Below are 21,248 nucleotides of genomic sequence, written 5' to 3'. Positions count from 1 at the left end.
GCGCAGGGCCACAGGCGAGACGCCTGTGCTACTAGTTGAAGTATCCTAAGGCCTTCAAGCTTTCGATTTGATCCGGAGAGAGACCCTCCACCTCATTCGAAACCTGAATTCCTAATTGGCGATTCAGTAAGGATTCAAGTTTGTGGGCAATTTCCTTTTTGTCGGGGTAAAGATTTCGTGACTCATGCGGATCTGTGGGGAGATGGTACAATTCATAACTTCTCTGAAGATCATCGTTGCGGATCAGCTTCCACTCCAACGTCCGGACCGAGTGCTTCACCAGCTTTCTTCGAAAGTTATTAATAATCATGACTCGCTCATTTTGTTCGGCTTGGTGATTTGCAATGCCAACCAGGTCCAGGGAATCAGGAGCTTGTGCTGACTTCACGCTGGCAGCTTTCAGGATCGTCTGAAAAATATCGGTCAAAGGAACTTGCTGCTGAATCACTGTACCGGGCCTGACCTTTTGCGGATAACGAAGGATGAGTGGAACACGAATCACTGGCTCATACAGGCTCTTGTGCTCGTAGTAGTATCCGTGCTCTCCCAGATTCTCACCATGATCGGCCGTGAAAATCAAAAGAGTGCTGTCATAAATGTTCTTTTCTTTCAGAAAAGCAATCAGGCGGCCTATCTGAGCATCAACGGTCGCAACTTCAGAACCGTACAATTGTTTCTGATAAGGCAACTCCTCAGGTTTGGAACGCTGCTTATCATGTGAATTTAGATTGCCCCCTCCATACGGGTAATGTGGATCATAGTAATGAACGAAAAGAAAGAAAGGGGAATTGAAGTTCGTTCTTAACCATTTCAGAGCTGAATCAGTCGTCGTCCTGGCTCCTTTGGAGAGGTCTTTTTTGAAATATTTTGAAACGAATCTCCCAGAGTAAGCTCCTCCAAAATAATCAATCCAGGCAATGTTATCGTCGTACTTTTGAAACCCCGGATGGAGCCGGGAGTTTTGAATTTGCAATGGCCACCCCGATATGAAACCGCCGGTTCTGAATCCTTCTTTTCGGAGAATGGAAGTTAGAGTTGGAATCTTTTTAGGAAGAAGAAAGCCATTCATAAAAACGCCATGGATCAATGGAGATAGTCCGGTCAACATGCTCATATGGGAAGGTCCGGTCAATGGCATTGGACACACTGCATTGTCAAATCGTGCACCTTCGGTGGCGATCTGATCAATTACTGGTGTTCGAACATGAGGAGATCCATACGTGCTGAGAAAGTCGCAACGAAGCGTGTCGACGCTGATCAGTACTATGCGGGTTGCTGAGTTGTCCGGTCGATTCAGAGCCAAATGATTGGAACTCCGAACCCATTGAACGAGGAAAACGATGACGATTGGCCCAAAGGCAAGACCAGCAATTATTTTGATCAGGAAAGATCGCGAGAGTCTGGAGAGAACGTAACGATGAACGAGCCTGGCAAGCCTCATGCAAGTGTAGTAAGCCGCTGCTGTAATGAGAAGAGCCACTATAAGTTGAATGATGAATGGATAACTCTGCAACGGAAGGCGGTATCGGAGTACCCAAATCACCATTCCCAACAGCGTGGCAGTTGCAATTCCGAATTCAGGCCAGAGTAACACCCGGAACGCCGAACGTACTTTTTCAATCCGTCCACTCAGCGCGAGAAGCGCCCAGTGAAATGTTCCTAGAATCAAAGAACATGCAACTGCAAATGCGACATTCCTGCCCATGTAGGAAAGGGAATCCCACTGATTCCATTGCGAATATTCCACCAAAATGCGAAATGCCACCTCCCATGACGTGGCCACAAAGAAGCAGGCCACCCATGATCCCAGAATGGTTCCAGGTTCAACACGCCTACGATCCTTGACGACAGAAAAGTTCACAGACCTCCTTTCTTTTGCTCCTTCAGAAGGTCTACGATCCGGTTCATTATGCTGAACCCAAGCAACTGAAATCCCAACAAGACCAGGAGACCTCCCGTTACGATATAGCTCCAGTGCACAAAGATTTTTCTTAGACTAACATATTGCAGAATTGCATTCGCATTTAACAGCACTGCTGCCAGAATACATAGAATGCCCAGAAAAGTGAGACGATTCAAAACAGTCTTATCTAAAATTCGTTCAACTGCTGTTTCCATCTCGTAGTTGTGAATCAGGTTCGTGATTGCTTGAGTCATCAAGCCGAGAAACAACATTTGAACTCCGGATATGCCGGCCACAAGTACAAACAAAAGCCTGTAGATACGATCTTCAGGAACATTTCTTTGCCGGATGTAATGGACAATAGGATCGATTCCGTACAGAAGGGCCAAAAAAATCAAAACGATCCCGATGCAACCGAACAATCGAAGTGGTTTGTACGTAAAGGAAATCTCGAGGATCGCACCCAGAAATCGGAAACCGTCTTTTATCACGCTCAGCTTGGATCGGCCGACTCGTTCCTCATAAGGAATGGGAACTTCTTCAATTTTGATAGATCTGTCCAGAATCGCTCTTACACTCATCGCAGGTGTAAAATGCAAACCGTCCGGCAACGGCGAAAGTTTCTTCCAAGATTCTTTCTTCATGATTCGCATCCCACTGGAGATATCGTTTACCTTTTTACTACTAATTGCGTGCACCAGGACACGATAGAAGACATTCCCCAGTTTTCTTGTTAAGGGCATCCGGCTGTTGCGATTCAGACGTCCTCCGATCACAATGTCGGCATCCGTCTCCTTCATTTTATGAATGAGGTCGATGAAATTGAGCGGATCACATGTTCCGTCGGCGTCCAAGAAGCTGAGCAGCTCGCCAGAGGCCTCGGCAAATCCACTCTTAATCGCAGCACCATAGCCGCGGTTCTGCTCATAGCTAATCAATCGGATCCGGTTTTGCATGGAGTACTCTTGTGCAAACCGGGCCGTTGCATCTTGAGAACCGTCATTTACCACTATCACTTCAACATCACTGATCCCTGCATTCGACTGGATTTTCGGGGAAACAGAGAGCGTCCGCTCAATAATCTCGCGGATACCCTCTTCCTCGTTGTAAGCAGGAATGATAATGGAAAGCTTGTTCATGATGAGCGCCCGCCTCCAGGCTGGCATAGAGGATCGCCGGCATTCTGCCGGCATGGTAATACAAATGTAAAAACTCCAGCGCCGGCTAAAAGCCGGCGAACATCAATGCCGCCAGAATGGCGGCGCTCATCTTTGCCTGAGATCCGAAGGACGACACTCGTGAATGTCTGACCGTGGAATCGTCGCGCAGCGACCTCCGGCGTATTCGAGCCCTTCGTAATAATTGTGTTTGCCAACACAGGGATCACTACAGAATCCGTACGAAATACCTCCTCAACCTGATAATGAGTGGTGAGCCAGGTCACATCTCGTTCAAGGTCTCCGTAGAAACTGTGAAGCGCTATGATGTCGCCCGAACGATAAATCGGCTTTTGTTCATATTTGTTCACCTCCCCGTTTGTATAGCAGGACACTTTGAACGGATCATTGGAGAAGATGCGAGAGTCCGGGAAGTGGGATCGAATGTATTGCGCCGAATTCTTAATATCAGCAAACGTATCCTTCTGATAGTGTAGAGCTATCATCGCAAAGACGCTCGATCCAACGATAGTCGCGAATATCAAGCATTTTGAAAACCACTTCGGCAACCGATTTGCAAAGCGGTCCATTCCAGCAGCGGCTTCAATCAACAATACACTGATAGGAAGGGCGAGGAAACGGGTGGTCCAGGCCCAGAAGACTGACAATACAGTCAGGATGCTAACATGAACGTAAGCGATCAGCATAAGCCAAACTTTGCGTTTTGGTGTTAATTCGCTGAACAGGTTGTACCCCGCAAAGATCAGCACAGGAAAGAAAATGACATAAGGATAAATCTCAACATACATCCAGAGATTCCTGAACAACCTCCATGAGCTTAAAGAATGAAGACTTCTCGACATATCACTCCCGTAAGTGGCTCCCCCCTGGGGTACGATCAACATGTAACCGAACCAAAGTAAAAGAGGAGGAAGTGAAAGAAGGACGGACTTGAAATGTCGCCGGCGGAAAGCCTGAATCAGTCCGAAAATCCACAACGGTACAAACGTGAGTCCTTCGGGACGAGTCAAGCCTGCCAATCCTGAAAATAAGATCAACCACGGTAAGGAATTGATCTTTTGATCTGAGAACAGACGAAATGCGTGCAAAATTGCAGTAAACGAAAAGGCTAGAAATAGAGGTTCGCTCAGGACACGCGTAGTGAGAAAAAGAATCTGTGCCGAGACGGTGAATAGGATGGTAGCCAAGAGTGCTGTGCGTTCTCCGTAGACTTCAAGACATAACTGATAAATTGGAAAAAGGCAGAAGAAACCAGCAAGAGCCGATATCAAACGACCGGCAAGAACCGGGTCGAGAAACAGCGCCGGGATTTTTATCAACAACGGGTATACCGGCATGTGTTTGCTGGATACATCAAAAAAATTCTCTCCACCGAAGCTGATGAACCACTTCAGAAATGCGTAACCATCTGTAAATTCGGCCTGGTTGTAATTCAATAGTAGCAGCCGCGATGTAAGAAAAAGCGCGCAGATCAGGAGAAATAATCGATTCGAAAAGTAGCGCGGACATCCCGTCCGCGACGCGGGCCGGAGGCCCGCGCTACTTTCTGTCTTTGGAGGGTACTCGGTACCGTGGACCGTCTTCATGGATTGTGTGCTTCGGAACCGGACCTGATCCACTCGCTCAGGAAGCCAATAGTGGTTGCGATCTGGGAGACCAGCAACAAGAATGAAAGTGAGAGTCCTCTCCAGTTTCGGTTATGTGAAAGCGGATGTCCAAGCAATTCCAGGTAGTAGCGTCGTGATTCCAGTGCAATCCGTTTCCTGTCGCGATTGGCAACGTTTTTGCGCCAGTGAAAAGCCCCACAGCCGTAGTGGAGATGCTGTCGCCAGAAAGTGTAAAAGTTCAAGACGTGAGCGTGATAGATGATTGCAGCAGGTACGAAAATCATTCCATAGCCTTGATGAAACCAACGATTAGAAAAATCACGGTCTTCCGAAGTTCGCATGCGAGGATCAAAGCCGTTGATACTTTTGAACAAATGTGCGGGAAGCGCCATGTTATTGGATGTAAAAAATCTCGCATGACCCGAGTTCGTGTTCAGGCGGCTGTATACGAAATCGATGATACTTTGGCTTGCAGCGGAAAATAAGTTTTCAGGGAGTGCATTGATCGTTCGTCCTCCAACAGCGCAATCAGGAGAGTTCAGTAAGACTGTGGAGAATGCGGAGAGCCATTCCGGTGTTGGTCGACAATCATCATCCGTGAAGGCTAAGTACTCCCCCTTCGCTTTTGCCGCTGCGGCATTCCGGGCCGCGGCTGGCCCGGCATTAGGTTGCGTGATCAGCGTAATATCGAGCTGATTTGCGAAGGATTGAACCACATCCTCAGGCGGAACATCGCTTCCATCATCCACAACAATAACCTCGAAGTGATCCCGTGCGTAATTCAACTCGGCCAGACACCGAAGACAGGAAGCCAATTCTTCAGGACGGTTGTGCGTAGGAATAATCACAGAAAAAAAAAGACTCATCGACCCCCATCATCAACTGGAACTTGCTTTTCTTTTGTATACCGAGAAGCTATCAAATTCTTGAACAGCTTCATAGTTCTGCATTATATACCTGTCCAGAATTGAGGAACCTCTGTAGTTTCTTGTCTGGAAATCCTGATCCCCTCTTCGACTTTCCTGAAGAATCATCCATTCGACATTTTTCGCTTTCAGCTCATCGATCATGCGATGCTGAATTGGTTCTTCTGTTGTAAGTCCGGGTTCCAGAAGAAAGTACTTGACACCGATATTTCGACCTAAGATCCAGCATAACCTTAGTGGACTCATGTAAACGGTCGAGTGATCCTTGAGGCCAACGTAAACCGGATCGTCAGTTCTTGTATGATTTGCTACAAACCTCGCTGCCTGTAGTTCGGCTTTGTCTGGGTATAAAGGGGCGAATGCAGAACTCCGAACGGACATCAATAACTCACTATCACTCCTGTTCCCAAACTGCCAGCGATGGTTCAGGATCTGCCAGGCTTCGGAAAGATTTTTATCCGGCTGTTGAAGAATCTGTTTGAGATGCCAGTAAGCAGGAGAGACGCACAGCGCTAAAATCAATACACCGGAAGCGTACGACGATATTTTCACAATGACCGGAGCTCTCAAAAGAACTTGCCTTTTGAGGATATTGAAACTCAGGAAAATACCGAGAGGAATCAGAACTGAGAAATGCGGTGGATCTATCCTGCTGAGGAAATAGTTTGTGAAGAAGACATACGCCATGAGCAAAGCAAACTCCGATTCCTCAACGCGGTGGAATGCGAATTGAAGAAGGATCAGGATAAAACCGGTAAGAACAATAAATTGAGGAAGGAGATGCTGATACTGTGTTCCAACAAAAGAAAGAATTTCCATGCTCAGAATGGAAGCAAGGAAAGCGATTACAGCACAGAGGTCAATCTTTGACGCTACCTGAATAGAACGAAATATCATCCAAATCAGCGGAAAGACAGCAGCAAACAGCACACCGTAGCCCTGCAATCCTTCAGGTAACGATAGGATTCGATGCTGTTCCAGGCTCTGAGAAGGAAAGATCACAATCTGATACAGCACTTCTTTTGCGAAAGCGCCGTAAGGAACCAGATAAAACAAAAAACAGCCTAGAACAGGTAGTAGGAAGTAGCACAGGCGTTTCGCCTGTGTCACAGGCGGGACGCCTGTGCTACCTCGCAAGGCTTCTGTGGCGAAGGCGGAAAGGATTCCGGCTGCCATGTAGGAACCGAAATTCAGCTTTCCCAGGGATGCCAATCCGATCATGGTCCCGCTGGCAAAAAGTAAAACGCTACTCCTCTTCTTAACACTGAATAGGTACAACAACATACCAATGAGTCCCAAAGCATAAGGGTTCCACCAGGCGTAAGTAAAGACGCGTGCAGCAAGTATCGAACTGATCAAAGTCAGGCTGACACTGAAGTAGGATCCTCTGGAGCTGACTATCTTAAAGCCGAAGTAGCAGCCAATCAAGAATGCAGCAAAAAGAAATTCCTGTAAAATGCGTGCCGAAATCGCAGACATCCCCATGCAGTAGAAGGAGAGCGAATTCAGATAATAATTCAGCGGAGTATACATGGACCAGAAATCCTTGTGAGGACAAAATCCTCTCGAAATAAGAAATCCGCCCATCAATTGAATCGATTCATCGTGACCGCCGACTCTCGATGTGAGGAAATGACTAAAGGAAAGAGAGAGGTAGGAGATGAGAATAAACAAACCAACGATCGCGTAAAATCTTGTGCGCACCAAGAAGCCATTCTACTGCATGCATCGGCCGGCTAAAAGCCGGCGGACATCAATGCCGCCAGAATGGCGGCGCTCTTCTTTATGAGCGCCAGCCTCCAGGCTGGCATAAATGACCGCCGGCATTCTGCCGGCATGGTTCATTTAGAAAACATTCCATACTGTTATGATGTAAGTGATGAGGGGCGATTCATCATCTGCGCAATTCGCTTTGTTTCACGGAACTTTTCGCATTTTCCTTGCTGAAGCGTTGTTGCTGCCGACGGGCCTGATTACAGCGGCATATCTCACCAGAAAATTTGGCCCTGCCGATTACGGACTGTTCACTCTAGCGGCTACCGTCATTTCCTGGATTGAATGGACCGTAAGTTCCATTTTTGCCCGGGCAACATTGAAGTTCACGGCTGAAATAGAAGACTGGAGACCGCTTGGCACAAAGGTAGTCCGGCTTCATACGGTTGTCGGCTGTCTTGCCGCTGCAGGGATCTGGTCTCTTTCCGATTCGGTTGCAGCCTTGCTAGGGGAACCGTTGTTGTCCTCCTGTCTGAAATGGTTCGCTATCGATATCCCATTGTTCAGTATTGCACAGGCTCACCGAAATCTGCTGGTTGGCCTGGGGCGGTTCAATGCCAGAGCAGTGATCAGTGTTGTTCGCTGGCTCGTACGATTACTCGCAGTGATCGGGTTGGTGGAACTGGGATTATCTGTTTCTGGAGCGATTCTGGGAAGTGTGGTGGCAACAATCGTTGAGTTGATCGTTGCGAGATATTATATCCAGCCCTCCATTCTGCAGAGTTCAGATTTTCCACTTCGAAAGCTTTGGGACTATGCCCTTCCCCTTTTTATGTTTGCTTTCAGCATGAGGATCTACGAAAAGTTGGATCTTGTTCTGCTGAAGCCCATGGGCCGAACAACCGCGGACACCGGATTTTACGGAGCAGCTCAGAATCTTTCTCTGGTAGTGAGCCTTTTTTCGCTTTCATTTGCGCCGCTAGTGCTTTCCAGTCTCAGCAGAATGTTGAGTGCAGGTGAGACAGAGAAAGCAAAGGAATTAGGACGGATTTCATTGCGCGTCATTCTGGCATTATTTCCTTTTGCTGCGATGTCTGCTGGGGCATCCGATGAAATTGTTGGTTTGATTTTTGGTCCCATGTTTCAGGAAACCGCTCCAATTCTTGCACGTCTGATTTTTAGCGGAGTATTGCTGGCGGGCATTTCCGTTGTGACCGCAATACTGACTGCCGTTGGAAGACCCGGCCTCACTTTTGCTTTGACCAGTCCGATGGTCCCAATCAGTATGGTAGGTTATCTACTGATGATTCCCCGTGGAGGCGCTATAGCGGCGGCGAACGTCAACCTGGCCGTAACATTTGTGGGGACGATCACGAGTCTGGCAGCGCTGCACCGTATCTGCGGAATTCTGCCTCCTGCTCTGAGCACTGTTCGTGCAGTTTTGATCAGTTTCGTAGCTTATATCATCGCTTCCTGGTGGCCTGCTCACGGTTGGTTGCTCGTCTTGAAACTATTGTGCTTGTCGATGATGATTGGATTAGCGTTGGTGATCTCAGGCGAGGTTCCCTTGCGAGAGTTCATAAACAAAGTAGCGCAGGCGTCCCGCCTGCGAGCTGCCGCAGACGAGACGTCTGCGCTACATTAGGGGCGATGCGGACAGATAGAAAAGTTACATTGTTTTTGGGAGCGCTTCTTCTTTCCTATCAATTACTGGCGTTGGGGGGGCACCAGTATTCCATTGATGGCGCGTTAACCTTTCAGGCTGCACGTGTTCTGTTGGCAGAGAAAACGCTTCACTTCGATCCTCCGCTGAGATGGGGCAATAAATACTACTGGACAAGTAAATATGGTATTGGGATGACGATTGCGTACATTCCCTTTCTTGCAATTGTTCAATTATTTCGCCCGGATTTGATACACATGCAATTCGATTCAAAGCTTCCTTATGATTGGAATTTAATGAGAAACGATCTGTATCTCTATTGTTCGAGCGTCAATCCGATCATCGTTGTTGTTACAGGCATTCTTCTGTATCAGCTGGCTTTAAAAACGGGCCTTTCACGCAAATGGTCATTAGTCACGTCGCTTGTTGCCTGTCTGGCCTCGCCGTATTCTGTGTATGGCCGGTATGATTTTGCTCAGCCATTTGTTGGATTAATTGTGGTCGTCGCAATATTGCTGATTCGCAGAGCTTCGGAAAGTGAAAGTGTACTGCAGTGGTTTTATCCGGGCCTTGCTATCGCATACGGAGTATCCATCCGCCCTGATTTTGTTATGTTTGTGCCCTGGTTTCTTCTTCTGGGATATTGGATGCGGCGCTCAAGCGTTTTTAAGAATCTGCTTGTAATGTGTCTGCCCATGATCTTCAGCGGAATTGTAATTTTGATGTTTAACTATCACAAATTCGGCTCCTTCCTCAATTTCGGCGAAGAGATTATAAAGGCCAGGCCCTCTCTTAGGCGACTGATCGGACTCCTGGTGAGTCCAGGAAGAGGAATTTTTTTCTTTTTCCCGCTTGTTTGTCTGACAGTCAGCGGACTTCTGTCACTGGCGAAAAAAAGGAAATGGGAGGCAATGGCATTTGCAGGAATATTCCTTACTCAACTGTTCTTCTACAGTCTCTGGCATGGCGCGTTTGGCGGCTGGTGCTGGGGGCCGCGTTTCCTTATCCCTGTGATTCCCCTGCTGGTTCTTTGCTGCATCCATTCGGCGGCGGAACACTATTCCAATCCTGCGCGACGAACACTCTTTGTTGGTCTGGTTGTACTAAGCTGGTTTCTAACAGTAAATGGGATCCTTTTTGATTTTGTGCCATTTTATGGGCGATTTTATGAGGGATGGGGAGCACTCAAAGGTACGAAAGAGCATTTCCTTATGAGGGCATCTCCAATAATGAGTGGCTGGAGCTTTTCTCCGTCGGTTGCCAATTACGATCTATTTTTTCTCAAACAAATTGCCGCGAAAAATATCGCTGCAATTGCAACTACATTTTCTCTCCTAACGATCCTGATTGCCAGTGCTTGCCGACTCCCCTATCTACTAAAAGAGTCGGAGGCAAAGTAGCGCGGACGTCCCGTCTGCGCAAACGGACGCAGGCGAGACGCCTGCGCTACTTTCTTCAAATTTTACTTACGCATAACGTTTGCATGACAAACGCATATCACAGCGGACTAGCTTATAGCAATGAAGGACGTTTGTTTGAAACTCTAGTTTTTTTATCGGGCCGCTTAAATGGAGTGTGGGTTCTGAATCCACACTCCATTTTTTATCTTCAACTTCATCCCTCCTTACTTCTGCCTGGATTTCTATCAGACCTTTGGGTTAAAATAATCGCGTTTCCTGCTAAAGACTGATGGCAATCGCAACCGACTCTGAGGATAATCGTCTGGCTGTCGATAGACTCATTGAACAGGAAGAATCCCGAATCCCAGTGGAGTTTAAATACCGGAAATCAGCATGAGTTGAATTTAATCAATCGTGTTGATTGAGCCTTCAGAGTATTGTTTCCGTAAGACTTTCTTGTCGAATTTTCCAACGCTTGTTTTGGGTATGCCTGGAATCACGGAAACGTGATCCGGAAGCCAGAATCTAGGAAAGCGCTCCGCTAAGAAGGAAACGATCTCTTCCTTGTTTATGTTTCCGGAATCGGGTTTTGCTACAATCACGGCAAGCGGACGCTCGGTCCATTTTGGATCCGGCACGGCAATCACTGCCGCCTCCAAAACTTTTGGATGTGACATCAAGGCATTTTCCAGAGCCACGCTGGAAATCCACTCCCCTCCACTTTTGATTACGTCTTTTGTCCTATCCGTGATGTTCACGAAACCATCCGAATTGATCGTTGCGACATCACCAGTTCGAAACCATCCATCGCCAGTGAATTTGTCCGGTGTATTTTCTACCTTGTAATACTGTCGTATTACCCATGGACCTCGAACTTGAATCTCCCCCATGGTCTTGCCATCCCAGGATTGTTCACGCCCGGATTCATCTGCGATTCGCAATTCCACCATGGGAACCGGATAACCTTGCATCGACTTAACATCGATTTTTTCTTTCTCCGAAAGCCCTGTATGATGGCTCTGCAAAATCGAGACAGTTCCAAGGGGTGACATTTCCGTCATTCCCCATGCGTGCAAAACGGTGACACCTAGATCCTTTTCAAAACCTTCAATCAGACTCCGAGGCATAGCGGCCCCCCCAACAATTAACGCCCGTATGCTGGAAATATCTCGCGGCCGCGCTTTGAGTTCCTGATATAGGCCGCCCCAGATCGTCGGAACTCCCGCGGCAATCGTAACGCGGTGATCCGAAATCAATGCGGCAAGAGCAGCCGGTTGCATATGTGGGCCAGGCATGATCATATCGGCGCCGTTCATAACACAACCGTAAGGAAGTCCCCATGCCATCGCATGAAACATAGGAACGACCGGCAGCATAACATCTGTCTCCCGGATTCCCAGACTATTCGAAAGATTTACTCCCAGCGTATGCAGAAAAATGGAGCGATGACTGTACAGGGCACCCTTGGGATTTCCTGTTGTTCCGCTTGTGTAACAGAGTCCTGCCGCCATGTTTTCGTCGATAGATTTCCATTCGTAGTCCTCGCTTGCGTCAGCCATCAAATCCTCGTAAAACGAAACGCCAGGCAATTTTGTCTGGATATCATCTGGTGTGTTAAAGAGCACATAGTGGCGAACTGACCGAACCTTGGGAGCCACGCGCTCCATTAACGGTAGAAGTGTGCCATCAACGAAGATCACTTGATCCTCCGCATGATCGATCAGGTATGCCAGCTCTTCTGGGGAGAGCCGAATATTCAGCGTGTGACAAACAGCACCGGAACAAGGAATCCCGTAGTACATCTCCATGTGCTGGAAATTGTTCCATGAGAGGGTTCCGACTCTGTCGCCGGGCTTAACGCCAAGTTTTTCCAAAACGTTTGCCAATTTCTTGGAGCGTTGATACAACTTCGCGTAGTCATAGGAATGCATTTCGCCGGACGGCATTTTGGTAAGAATTCTTTTCTGCGGATGCAAGCGCCGAGCGTGCTCCAGAATCCGATCTAACGTGAGTGGATAATCCATCATCATTCCGTTCATAGCTGTAATTATAAACTATGTAGCGCGGGCTCCCGCCTGCGCAGACGGGACGTCCGCGCTACTTCGATTACAGGGCCATTTGAATGGTATAGATGGTTCCGTGGTTGGATTCAACATTCAGATTCGCATTGAGCTGTTCGGCCAGCAAGCGAATAATTCGCAATCCAAACGTTGTCGGATTCGAGAAATCGATGTCGGAAGGCAATCCTTTACCATTGTCCCCTATGAGAATGGTCAGAGCTTCGCTAGGAACTTGCTTAATAAAAATTTCGGGGTTTGGCTCATTCACGAAAGCGTGCTTAATCGAATTTGTCAGCACCTCGTTCGTTAGGAGTCCCAGTGGGACCGCTTTGCTGATATCAAGCTCCAGATCTTTCAAGCTGATGGTTGTTTTTACCTGGCGATCGTTCTGCTGATATGAGGTAGATAGATCATCAGCGAGTTTTTCCACGTAGTTTTTGAAGTCGATTTTTGAAAGATCGCTGGAACCATATAACATCTCATGAACCAGAGACATGGATCGAATTCGAGCCTTACAGTCATGAAAGACCTCCAGTGCGTCTTCGCTATCCACGTGACGTGCCTGCATATCAAACAAACTCAAAATCACCTGCAAGTTGTTTTTAACGCGATGGTGAACTTCTTGAATCAATACATCCTTTTCGCCGATCGCCTTTCTTAAACCAGCATCCGTCTCCTCAATTCTTGAAAGCATTTCATTGAACGTCTGTGTTAGCACTCCAAGCTCATCTTTACCCGATCTGGGAACACGTACGCCGTAATCCCTGTTTTCAGAAACCAGACGGGCGGCTTTTGCAAGCGACCGGACAGGATTGGATATGCTTTTGGTGAGAATTGTCGATAGAACGAAGGCAGCAAACAAAGAGAGAACGAAAATCAAGATCACAATCTCTGCATAATTTTGCAGACTTTCATAAATTACGCCCAGGCTGGCACGAAGGAACAGAGTTCCGTAACGTTCCTTAGATTCAACGACAGGCTGAATCACAATCAAATCTTGTTCCTGAAAGCGGTAACCATCGGGACCGGGCTTATCGGGAAAGAGCTCCGGTTTCAGATTGTCCGGATAGAACGCAAACAGTTCCCCATCATGATCGTAAAGAACAGCGGCTTTGATTGTTTTTTCTGCTTTCAACGCATTGAGGACTTCCCTGGCATCTGCAGGGTTTCTGAATGCAAGTGCAGCAGTGCAATTGTCAGAAACCACCCGGGCAAGCGTAGTAACGTTAATTACGAGACTTCGCCGGAATGTGAGCCACTCATAAGAAATAAACGCAACGGCGGTAAGGAGCAGGACAATTCCGCTTGTTGAAAGAATGATCACCATCAACTTGCGTCGTATGGAAAGGTCAGCGTAACCCACTTCAATTCTCAATAATGGTTGACAGTCTCAAGAGTTTTGAGCTGATTTTGAGATTGGCGCTCCGGGCTGCAGAAAGATTCACCGAAACCTGGACTCTCCGGTTTACGAATCGAAAAGCAATCGTACCTCCTCTTTCTGCAGATTCTGGATCTTCTCCTACAAGAAGTACCGGATGCTCGTGGGTCGTCACCAGAACCGCTTCGAAAGGAATATCGGATTTGGCGGAAACAAAAGCCAGATGGCAGGCCGGAGTATTGTCTACATCGCGAATTCTTCGCACCACAATCGGATGCTTACCTACGAATTCACTGGTGACTGACTCATCCAGCGTTCTTCCGAACGGATCTTCGCCAATCAAACAGAGCTGAAAAGGACTGTTGGGAGTGCTGAATGCGTTCTCGGGCCATTGAACAAACTGCGTAAAGTTGTACAGGAATTCGGCCTTCATCTCGTATTCAGCGGACTGCGCATGAATGAAAGAGTTCGCCTGACTCAGCAGAAGTAGAAACAGTAGCCGGAAAATACTCTTGAGTTCAAAAGAATTCATGGATTCAGAACACTGTCCATCGCCGCCAAAAGATCCTCCGGAGTGTAAGGCTTTAACAAATATCGAAAAGAATCAGAATCCAGCGCCTCTATATGAGGAAACTGTTCTCTGCTATGCGCGGATAAAAAGAGAACCCTTGGCTTTTTTGCAAGACTCTGTTGAATCAGACTTGCTGCATGAATTCCATCCATTTCACCCTGAATCCGCACGTCCATCAAAATCAAATCCGGTTTGGATACTTTTGCCTTGTGAATTGCCTCTTCGCTGTTAGAGGCCAAATCAACCACTCGATAGTTATGATCTTCGACAATTAATTTTAGATTTTCTGCAATCAGCCGCTCATCCTCGACTATTAATACCCTCAGCGGGGCACCCGATTCAATGGACATCGACCCTCCAGGTCTACCCCAAAATATAACATCGAGGAATCAATGCGCAACGTGGTGGTGGTGGTGGTGGCAGAGCATTTTCCAAGCGGCGTGTATGAATATGCCAGGAAAGGTAAAGCTTTAAATCAAAATCACTATGGGCGTGAAAATGCTCTGCAGTATCGGAGACGAGGCAGAGCATTTGCGCGCAGGAAATATGTTCGTGCTAATGCGAGCATTGTGCGATCACACGGCCATTCAAAATCAACGGCAAATGCTCTGCCACTACTTCAATCGATAGTGCGTACGATCGTCTTCTATGAAGAGCTCAGCAACACTTCCCTGTTTCGAAATGCGTCCGTTTTGCAAAACAATTACTTCGGAGCACAATCGGACAATCTCATCCGAATCGTGGCTTACATACAGCACCGGAATGTCGATTTTACGGATGAGATGCTCAACATAATCTCTCGTTCGTTCCCGTAAGGGCTCATCCAGATTCGACAAAGGCTCATCAAGAAGGAGTAGTTCCGGATGGATCAAGAGAGCCCGCGCGAGGGCAACCCTTTGTTTTTCACCACCAGAAAGCTGATGAATCCTTTGCTCCATCAGATGCTCAATCTCCAGAGTTTTGAGTAGATCAGAAGAGTCATTCCTCGACGCGCCGTAAAAGACATTTTGCCGCACGCTTAAATGAGGAAACAGGGCGAGATCTTGAGGCACGTAACCGGTCCTTCGTTTTTCAGGTGGGATCATTAATCCGGATCCAATATCGGTAAGCGCCCGTCCTTTAAAATGAATGATTCCACAATCCGGCTTCCTGACTCCCGCAATCGCTTCTAATAGAGTAGTCTTGCCAGACCCGGACGGTCCAAAGATCCCTGTAATCCGCTCCTGTGTTTTAAAGCTTACTTGCAAAGAAAAATGACGGTAACGAATGGAAATGTTTTCCAGTGCCAGCATCAGAAAGATTTCCTTCTTCTCAGAATGAATTCGCTCATCCAGAGCGCTATGAAGCATGGGATGAGCGACAGGAGAACGAGCCGAAACGCCAGAGCATCCTGGCCCAGTTGAATCAGATAAAAAATGGAAACCGAAAGTGTAGCGGTTTTTCCGGGAATATTCCCTGCAACAAGGACAGTCGCTCCAAATTCTCCCAGAGCCCTTCCAAACGCGAGCGCACAACCGGCCATGATTCCACGTTTCGCTAAAGGCATTGTGATTCGCCGGAAGACCTCCCAGGGAGTGCTGCCAAGTGTACGTGCGACCTGTTCCAAACGCGGATTCACTTCTTCAAAGGCAACCCGCGCGGTGCGCACAATAAATGGAAAAGACATGACAGCCATAGCAGCAATCACAGCTCGCCATGTAAATACAATATCTGTCTGGAATAGTTGATGAAAGAGTTGGCCGATAAGACCTCTTTTTCCAAGAAGCTTCAATAAAACGAGTCCTGTGGCTACAGGTGGCATGATGAGGGGCAAGGAAACAAACGTTTCAACGACGGACTTAAAAGGAAAGTTCTTTCGAGCCAGTACCCAGGCAACCATCAGTCCCGGTGGCAGAATAATCAACGTGCTGGCGATAGCTGTACTGACAGTCAGCAGAAGCGTACGGATTTCCAGATCATTCATCCCGCAGATTCTATCATCATGACGAGATTCGATCCGAGGTCGTGAGGTTCTAAAGTCTAGAAAGCACCTTTGGAGGAAAAGATCGCAGCGGGTGTTTTCAGGAGAATTTTGAAATCCAATCCAAGGGACCACCGGTCAATGTATTGAAGATCCAGTTTCATCCATTCTTCATAACTCAAGTGGTTCCTGCCACTGATTTGCCAGATGCAAGTCAAACCGGGCTTGACGGAAAACCGCCGGCGCTGCATTCCATGAATCAACTCGGCCTCTTCACAGGGTAGTGGTCGAGGTCCGACCAGACTCATATCCCCTCTCAAGACATTGAAGAACTGCGGCAGTTCATCCAGGCTGTATTTTCGGAGCCAGCTTCCGATCTTCGTTACGCGTGGATCGTTCTTGATTTTGAAAACAGGGCCTTCCATTTCATTCTGCTCACGCAACTCTTCCTTCTTTTTCTGAGCATCCACAGCCATGGTCCGGAATTTATACATTCTAAATTTTCTTCCATTCAGTCCTGTCCTTTCCTGCACAAATAAGATGGGACCTGCCGAAGTGATTTTCACTAGAAATCCGATGAAAACCAATAGAGGCAGGGTAACCAGCAGCGTAAAAAAGGCAACGCTGCGGTCCAGGACCGCCTTCATCCAGGACGATACTTCATCCGCAGGCGTGGATGCCAGGTAAATAAATGGCCGGTCTAATAGCCTTCCCATATCCACTCGGGAGAAACGCGGCCATCGATCATCGAATAGCATGAGCACGTTTACGCCGACTGTTTCACAAATCTTCAAAAGAGTCTGGTACTGTTCCATCGCAGAAATCCGGATACCGAAAATCACTTCATCGACCACTTCCCTGTGCAGGACCCGGTACAAATCATCCAACGTTCCAAGAACCGGTAAGCCGCCAATTTTACCGCCTTGGGCCGCTTCATTTGTCAAACAGCCGATCAGTTCAAACCCTCGTAGCGGGTGATTTCTCAATTCTTCAATCATCGAAGGAAACTTATCCCCTTCGCCAATCAATAAAGCCTTCCTCGAAATGCCATGGGATTTCTGCCATCGCATCAGAACCACTCTCCATAGAGCGAAGAAAAAGGCAGACATCAGAACAAAAGGGATGACAAAGCTACGATTGACTTCCTTTACGCTGAAGACGAAAAAGATCAAACTGAGAACGAACATCATCGCAAGGCAAAAACGGCCGAACAGATGAATAAATTGTCTTCCGGCTTCGGGCTTTGGAGAGTAAGCGCCCAGAACGAGTAGTGAAATCCATGAGAAAGGAAGACTGACCGCGAGAATCCAGAGATAGTAATCGAGCGGCGCTAATTCCTGAAAAGGCGGGAGTTTGAAAGGTTTTCTTAGATAGTAGCTGGCAAAAAAAGCCAGAATCATAAATATCGAATCGATGATCAGTCCGATCTGTTTTCGCAACTCAATGCGTTCCATCGATATAAGTCCCCTCTGACATTGTATTACGAATATTGTTATTTCGTCCAATGCAAGTCAAGAAGGCGACTTTGATCAATTATGCGAGTCTTTTGATTTTCCACGGAGTGAAGTTATTATGATTTCTGTTTATGGCGCAAAGCTAGGCTCTTTGCTCGGGGCCAGGAACCGAAGTAGCGCCGGGCAGTGTGAGTAAGTGCTGTGTCCTTAAACAATGATTCTCCCTTCTCAATACCAATTCCCAGAGGGAGGCCCTCTCGATGTCGTCTGCGGATTTCTTGAAGGACCGATTCTTTGGTTGGATAGCGCGGTAAGTCGTTTGGACGGCGCTTCTCCATACTCACTCCTGCTGCCTTCAGCGCATTCGACCAGCTTCCGAAAAACTCGCGTGCGCGTCTTACCAACATATTCGGTCGCGTTTCATCAGGTTCTTTAAACAAATCACTCCGGCGCATTCCCAGGCCAATTTCTACCCTTTTGCGAATCGCGGCCAAAACTTCCTTCGGGTTGCGATATAACTGAGCGCCGCGAATGTTTCTAGTGCTTATCCCCAGTTCGCAATACCAGTCGTTATATTTCGGAAAAAAGCAAAGTAGTGCTTTGTACAGACGCAATGCATGTTGCTTTAGATCTCTTACACTTAACGGCTTACCTGTTCGTAGTCGATCCTTTAAAGCTGTTATGACTTGATCTTTACTGGTAAAGTCGCGGTGATCCACCGAATGAATAGCTCGAAACGGTACGCCGGCAGCCTTCGCAGCGGCCGGCCATGACATGTGAAACAATCTGCGTACCACTTTACGATATTTTGTCCGCAATTGCTGAATCGCGATCCCCCGTTTTCCTTCAGGTATTCGGGCAACCCCCCGAATGGCTTTCAACAGCTGTTGACGATCAGATTCCTGGTACGGCAGACGTTGGCTACGTACCTTATCGGGATCGATTCCGGCTGCAATAAGTGCTGCAGAATAAGAGCCAAAACGCCGTCGAGCGGCGTTAAATAGACGTAAATCATCCGTTGTCACCGCAGCAACATTCATAGGAAGTCCACGATTACGTCTTTTTAATATCTCGCGGATTACATCCCGGCGGTTATATCGCACCTTAACATCAGCAAGGCGGACCTCGTCGGGATCAAGCCCTGCTGCCCGCAATGCACCATCCCAGCTTTTGAAAAATTTAGACGAAGCATAAAGGAGGTGCTTTTGCTTTTTATCGATATATCCGCTGTTGAGCGGAACCTTTCGGCGCCAAAGCTCGTGGATTCTGTCCAAAACGTATTCAGCCGACCAAATCGGTTCCCAGTGCGGGACAAGGCGATCTTGACGGCGAAGTGCTCTGCTAATCCGCGAACACATTTCCTCGGACAACATTGGCTCACCTGGGTATTCCGTCCTGTAATCGTGCACTGTTATTTCATGCACACGTAAGTGAAAGCAAAGATTCACTAGTTCCTTGCCGCAGAAAGGACATGGAAGTGTCTCAAGCAGTTCCGTATTTATCTTCGCGTAATCCAAACCTGCGCCAGCGATAGCCTTTGCCCAGCCCCAAAACGGCTTGATTGAATAGACGCGCGTGATCAGTTCCGGATGCGAACGCTTTACCGCTGTAATATTCAACGGTTCACCCTTGCGATGCAGACGGCGAATTTCACCGATAATTTCCCGGCGCGCTTCGGTATATCGACCTTCTTTTTCTGCATTACTTTTGCCGGTTTATGTTGTTCTTGCATATTTTAACATTCCGCTTGCAAGTTAAAAAAAAGTATTGTATAAGATTACCGGTTCAGAAGGCGGGGGAAAAGAACTTTCTGGTACCGTAGACTTTCAGTAGCGACCTAAGGTTAGATCCACATACGACTTCGGGCGCAACCAGGGGACCTCACACCAGATGCCATAAAAACAAGTGTAGATATATTTATGCGCTCAATTAGAACATCCATCCTGCTCATGATTTTATCTATGGTTGCGTCTGCTAACACTGACGACATTCCGCCCGGAGCTTACACAAATGACAAGCTTCGCCTGGGCAGTATCGCGGTTACCGATGGCGCAATCCCAATTATATTTAACGCCGATTTTTTTGTGCGCGACTCAGATGGTCTCAGCCGTCAGCAGAATACACAGGACCTGTTCATCCTCAGGTGGAACGTACAAATCCTGAAAGGTGGTAGCGTCGTGCGCACCATTAATAAGGATGAACCGATCCTTCCACCATTCACATGGGAACAGTTACCCAGACTCAATGGCGAAGGAACGGAACCTTTCGTGAAAGTCATCTCGACGATTTCGTGGGATCTGAAAAATGAGCAAGGGCAGGCCGTGCCCGGCTCTACATTCGCTTATCAGCTCTATATATACGCATCAATCCACAAAACGGACAGACCCACATCATTGGCGCGATTCCGGCAACTTCCGGACAGTTCAACGCCGATGGAGTGAAACCGGAAATTGTTGTCACCGGTGTCACAAATGGCCAGTACAGCAAAACAGACATCCATATCAATGTAGGAATCACAGACAACAGCGGCTCGGTTGAGGAACAGAAAATCGAGCTCGATGGCCAGACGAAAGGAACCCAATTCACGGTTAGCTCAGAAACCCCCGATCCGCACATCCTCTATATATTCGCGCGCGATGCGTCAGGGAATACTGCTGACCCGGTCACAATTTCGTTTGTGATCGACAAAACTTTGCCGGTGATTCAACCACCTGTAATTGGCGCATGCGTTGCCACTCCCGTTTCCCTCGATTTCGGCGCGACTGATGCACATTTGGATACAGTCACCGCAACACTGAACGGCGCGCCCGTCGAACGCGGAACCATCATAAGCCAATCGGGCAACTACATCCTTTTGATCAAGGCGAACGATCTGGCCCAAAATGAATCAACCCAACAACTATCCTTTATTATCGATTCAGTCCCGCCGGTAATTGCAGTCGGTGCATTTCCCCAGTATTCAAATGTCCCTGTCACTCCTTCTATTGAGATCATTGAACAGAATCCGGTCAGGGTTACCTACAAACTCGACAACAGCCCCTACACGCCGGGTACTCCCATCAGCGGAGAAGGTCAACATGTTCTGGAAATTTACGTCAAAGATTGCGCCGGAGCGGAAGCCGCCGAGACTCTCGAAATCAATATTGATAACACATCACCTCAAGTTGTTATCACTCACCCGATCGATGGCCTATTCACAAAACTGAATGTGAATGATGCGCAGGTACAATTCACGGAATCGAGTCCCTATGAAGTGGAGTACTGGCTGAATGGATCGCGCGTTCCAGTCGATTTCGAAGTATCGGACGAAGCAAAACACACTCTGCTCGTTAAGGTGATCGATGCTGCAGCCAACACTGGGTCGGCAACAAGCGAATTTACGATTGATAAAACCGCTCCGGTTGTGAGAATCGATAGCCCGCAAGATGCGAGCTT

17 protein-coding genes are annotated in these 21,248 nt (G+C 47.7%); 4 read left to right on the top strand and 13 right to left on the bottom strand.

Annotated elements, in window-relative coordinates; genetic code table 11:
• Window positions 1-31: 31 nt before the first annotated feature.
• The 5 genes from L0156_19115 to L0156_19095 all read right to left on the bottom strand — a co-directional run bounded on the left by L0156_19115 (window position 32) and on the right by L0156_19095 (window position 7,318).
• The gene (locus L0156_19115) at window positions 32-1,861 is read right to left on the bottom strand and encodes a sulfatase-like hydrolase/transferase (GenBank protein MCI0605102.1); all 1,830 of its coding nucleotides are present in this window, start codon (window positions 1,859-1,861) and stop codon (window positions 32-34) included.
• On the bottom strand, window positions 1,858-3,042 hold the full coding sequence (locus L0156_19110; protein MCI0605101.1) for a glycosyltransferase family 2 protein: 1,185 nt from the start codon (window positions 3,040-3,042) through the stop codon (window positions 1,858-1,860). The genes L0156_19115 and L0156_19110 overlap by 4 nt, the downstream gene beginning before the upstream one ends.
• Window positions 3,039-4,517: a glycosyltransferase family 39 protein gene (locus L0156_19105; GenBank protein MCI0605100.1), complete on the bottom strand. Its 1,479-nt coding sequence runs from the start codon at window positions 4,515-4,517 to the stop codon at window positions 3,039-3,041. Before L0156_19105 ends, L0156_19110 begins: the two co-directional genes overlap by 4 nt.
• Window positions 4,518-4,663: 146 nt before the next feature.
• Window positions 4,664-5,554, bottom strand: a complete 891-nt coding sequence (locus tag L0156_19100; protein MCI0605099.1) for a glycosyltransferase — start codon at window positions 5,552-5,554, stop codon at window positions 4,664-4,666.
• A 12-nt stretch (window positions 5,555-5,566) separates the two neighbouring features.
• Entirely contained in the window at window positions 5,567-7,318 is a 1,752-nt protein-coding gene (locus L0156_19095; GenBank protein MCI0605098.1) for a hypothetical protein, read from the bottom strand.
• Between the two features lie 175 nt (window positions 7,319-7,493).
• Between L0156_19095 and L0156_19090 the strand changes: the two genes are divergently transcribed.
• On the top strand, window positions 7,494-8,972 hold the full coding sequence (locus L0156_19090) for an oligosaccharide flippase family protein (protein ID MCI0605097.1): 1,479 nt from the start codon (window positions 7,494-7,496) through the stop codon (window positions 8,970-8,972).
• Window positions 8,973-8,977: 5 nt separating this feature from the next.
• On the top strand, window positions 8,978-10,390 hold the full coding sequence (locus tag L0156_19085) for a hypothetical protein (protein ID MCI0605096.1): 1,413 nt from the start codon (window positions 8,978-8,980) through the stop codon (window positions 10,388-10,390).
• A 404-nt stretch (window positions 10,391-10,794) separates the two neighbouring features.
• On the opposite strand, the gene L0156_19080 is transcribed toward L0156_19085, so the two are convergent.
• The 8 genes from L0156_19080 to L0156_19045 form a co-directional block, all read right to left on the bottom strand.
• The gene (locus L0156_19080; GenBank protein ID MCI0605095.1) at window positions 10,795-12,429 is read right to left on the bottom strand and encodes a long-chain fatty acid--CoA ligase; all 1,635 of its coding nucleotides are present in this window, start codon (window positions 12,427-12,429) and stop codon (window positions 10,795-10,797) included.
• A 67-nt stretch (window positions 12,430-12,496) separates the two neighbouring features.
• Window positions 12,497-13,813 carry a HAMP domain-containing protein gene (locus tag L0156_19075; GenBank protein ID MCI0605094.1) on the bottom strand — a complete coding sequence of 439 codons (1,317 nt, stop codon included), beginning with the start codon at window positions 13,811-13,813 and terminating at the stop codon, window positions 12,497-12,499.
• Window position 13,814: 1 nt separating this feature from the next.
• On the bottom strand, window positions 13,815-14,360 hold the full coding sequence (locus L0156_19070) for a YfiR family protein (GenBank protein ID MCI0605093.1): 546 nt from the start codon (window positions 14,358-14,360) through the stop codon (window positions 13,815-13,817).
• On the bottom strand, window positions 14,357-14,749 hold the full coding sequence (locus L0156_19065) for a response regulator (protein ID MCI0605092.1): 393 nt from the start codon (window positions 14,747-14,749) through the stop codon (window positions 14,357-14,359). The genes L0156_19070 and L0156_19065 overlap by 4 nt, the downstream gene beginning before the upstream one ends.
• Before the next feature lie 264 nt (window positions 14,750-15,013).
• The gene (locus tag L0156_19060; GenBank protein MCI0605091.1) at window positions 15,014-15,748 is read right to left on the bottom strand and encodes an ATP-binding cassette domain-containing protein; all 735 of its coding nucleotides are present in this window, start codon (window positions 15,746-15,748) and stop codon (window positions 15,014-15,016) included.
• On the bottom strand, window positions 15,691-16,362 hold the full coding sequence (gene modB, locus L0156_19055; GenBank protein MCI0605090.1) for a molybdate ABC transporter permease subunit: 672 nt from the start codon (window positions 16,360-16,362) through the stop codon (window positions 15,691-15,693). Before modB ends, L0156_19060 begins: the two co-directional genes overlap by 58 nt.
• Before the next feature lie 56 nt (window positions 16,363-16,418).
• Window positions 16,419-17,813 (bottom strand): sugar transferase, encoded by a 1,395-nt coding sequence (locus L0156_19050; protein MCI0605089.1) that lies wholly within the window; start codon window positions 17,811-17,813, stop codon window positions 16,419-16,421.
• 116 nt (window positions 17,814-17,929) lie between these two features.
• Complete coding sequence (locus L0156_19045; GenBank protein MCI0605088.1) at window positions 17,930-19,432, bottom strand: hypothetical protein; 1,503 nt, start codon at window positions 19,430-19,432, stop codon at window positions 17,930-17,932.
• A 300-nt stretch (window positions 19,433-19,732) separates the two neighbouring features.
• On the opposite strand from L0156_19045, the gene L0156_19040 reads away from it, so the two are divergent.
• On the top strand, window positions 19,733-20,254 hold the full coding sequence (locus L0156_19040) for a hypothetical protein (protein ID MCI0605087.1): 522 nt from the start codon (window positions 19,733-19,735) through the stop codon (window positions 20,252-20,254).
• Window positions 20,251-21,248: hypothetical protein (locus L0156_19035; GenBank protein MCI0605086.1), on the top strand; the 998-nt coding region annotated here is incomplete at its 3' end. The genes L0156_19040 and L0156_19035, both read left to right, overlap by 4 nt.

The organism is bacterium (assembly GCA_022616075.1).
Lineage (GTDB): Bacteria > Acidobacteriota > HRBIN11 > JAKEFK01 > JAKEFK01 > JAKEFK01.
Note: the sequence above shows the minus strand (reverse complement) of the source record. Positions and strands in the feature narration are given on the sequence as shown.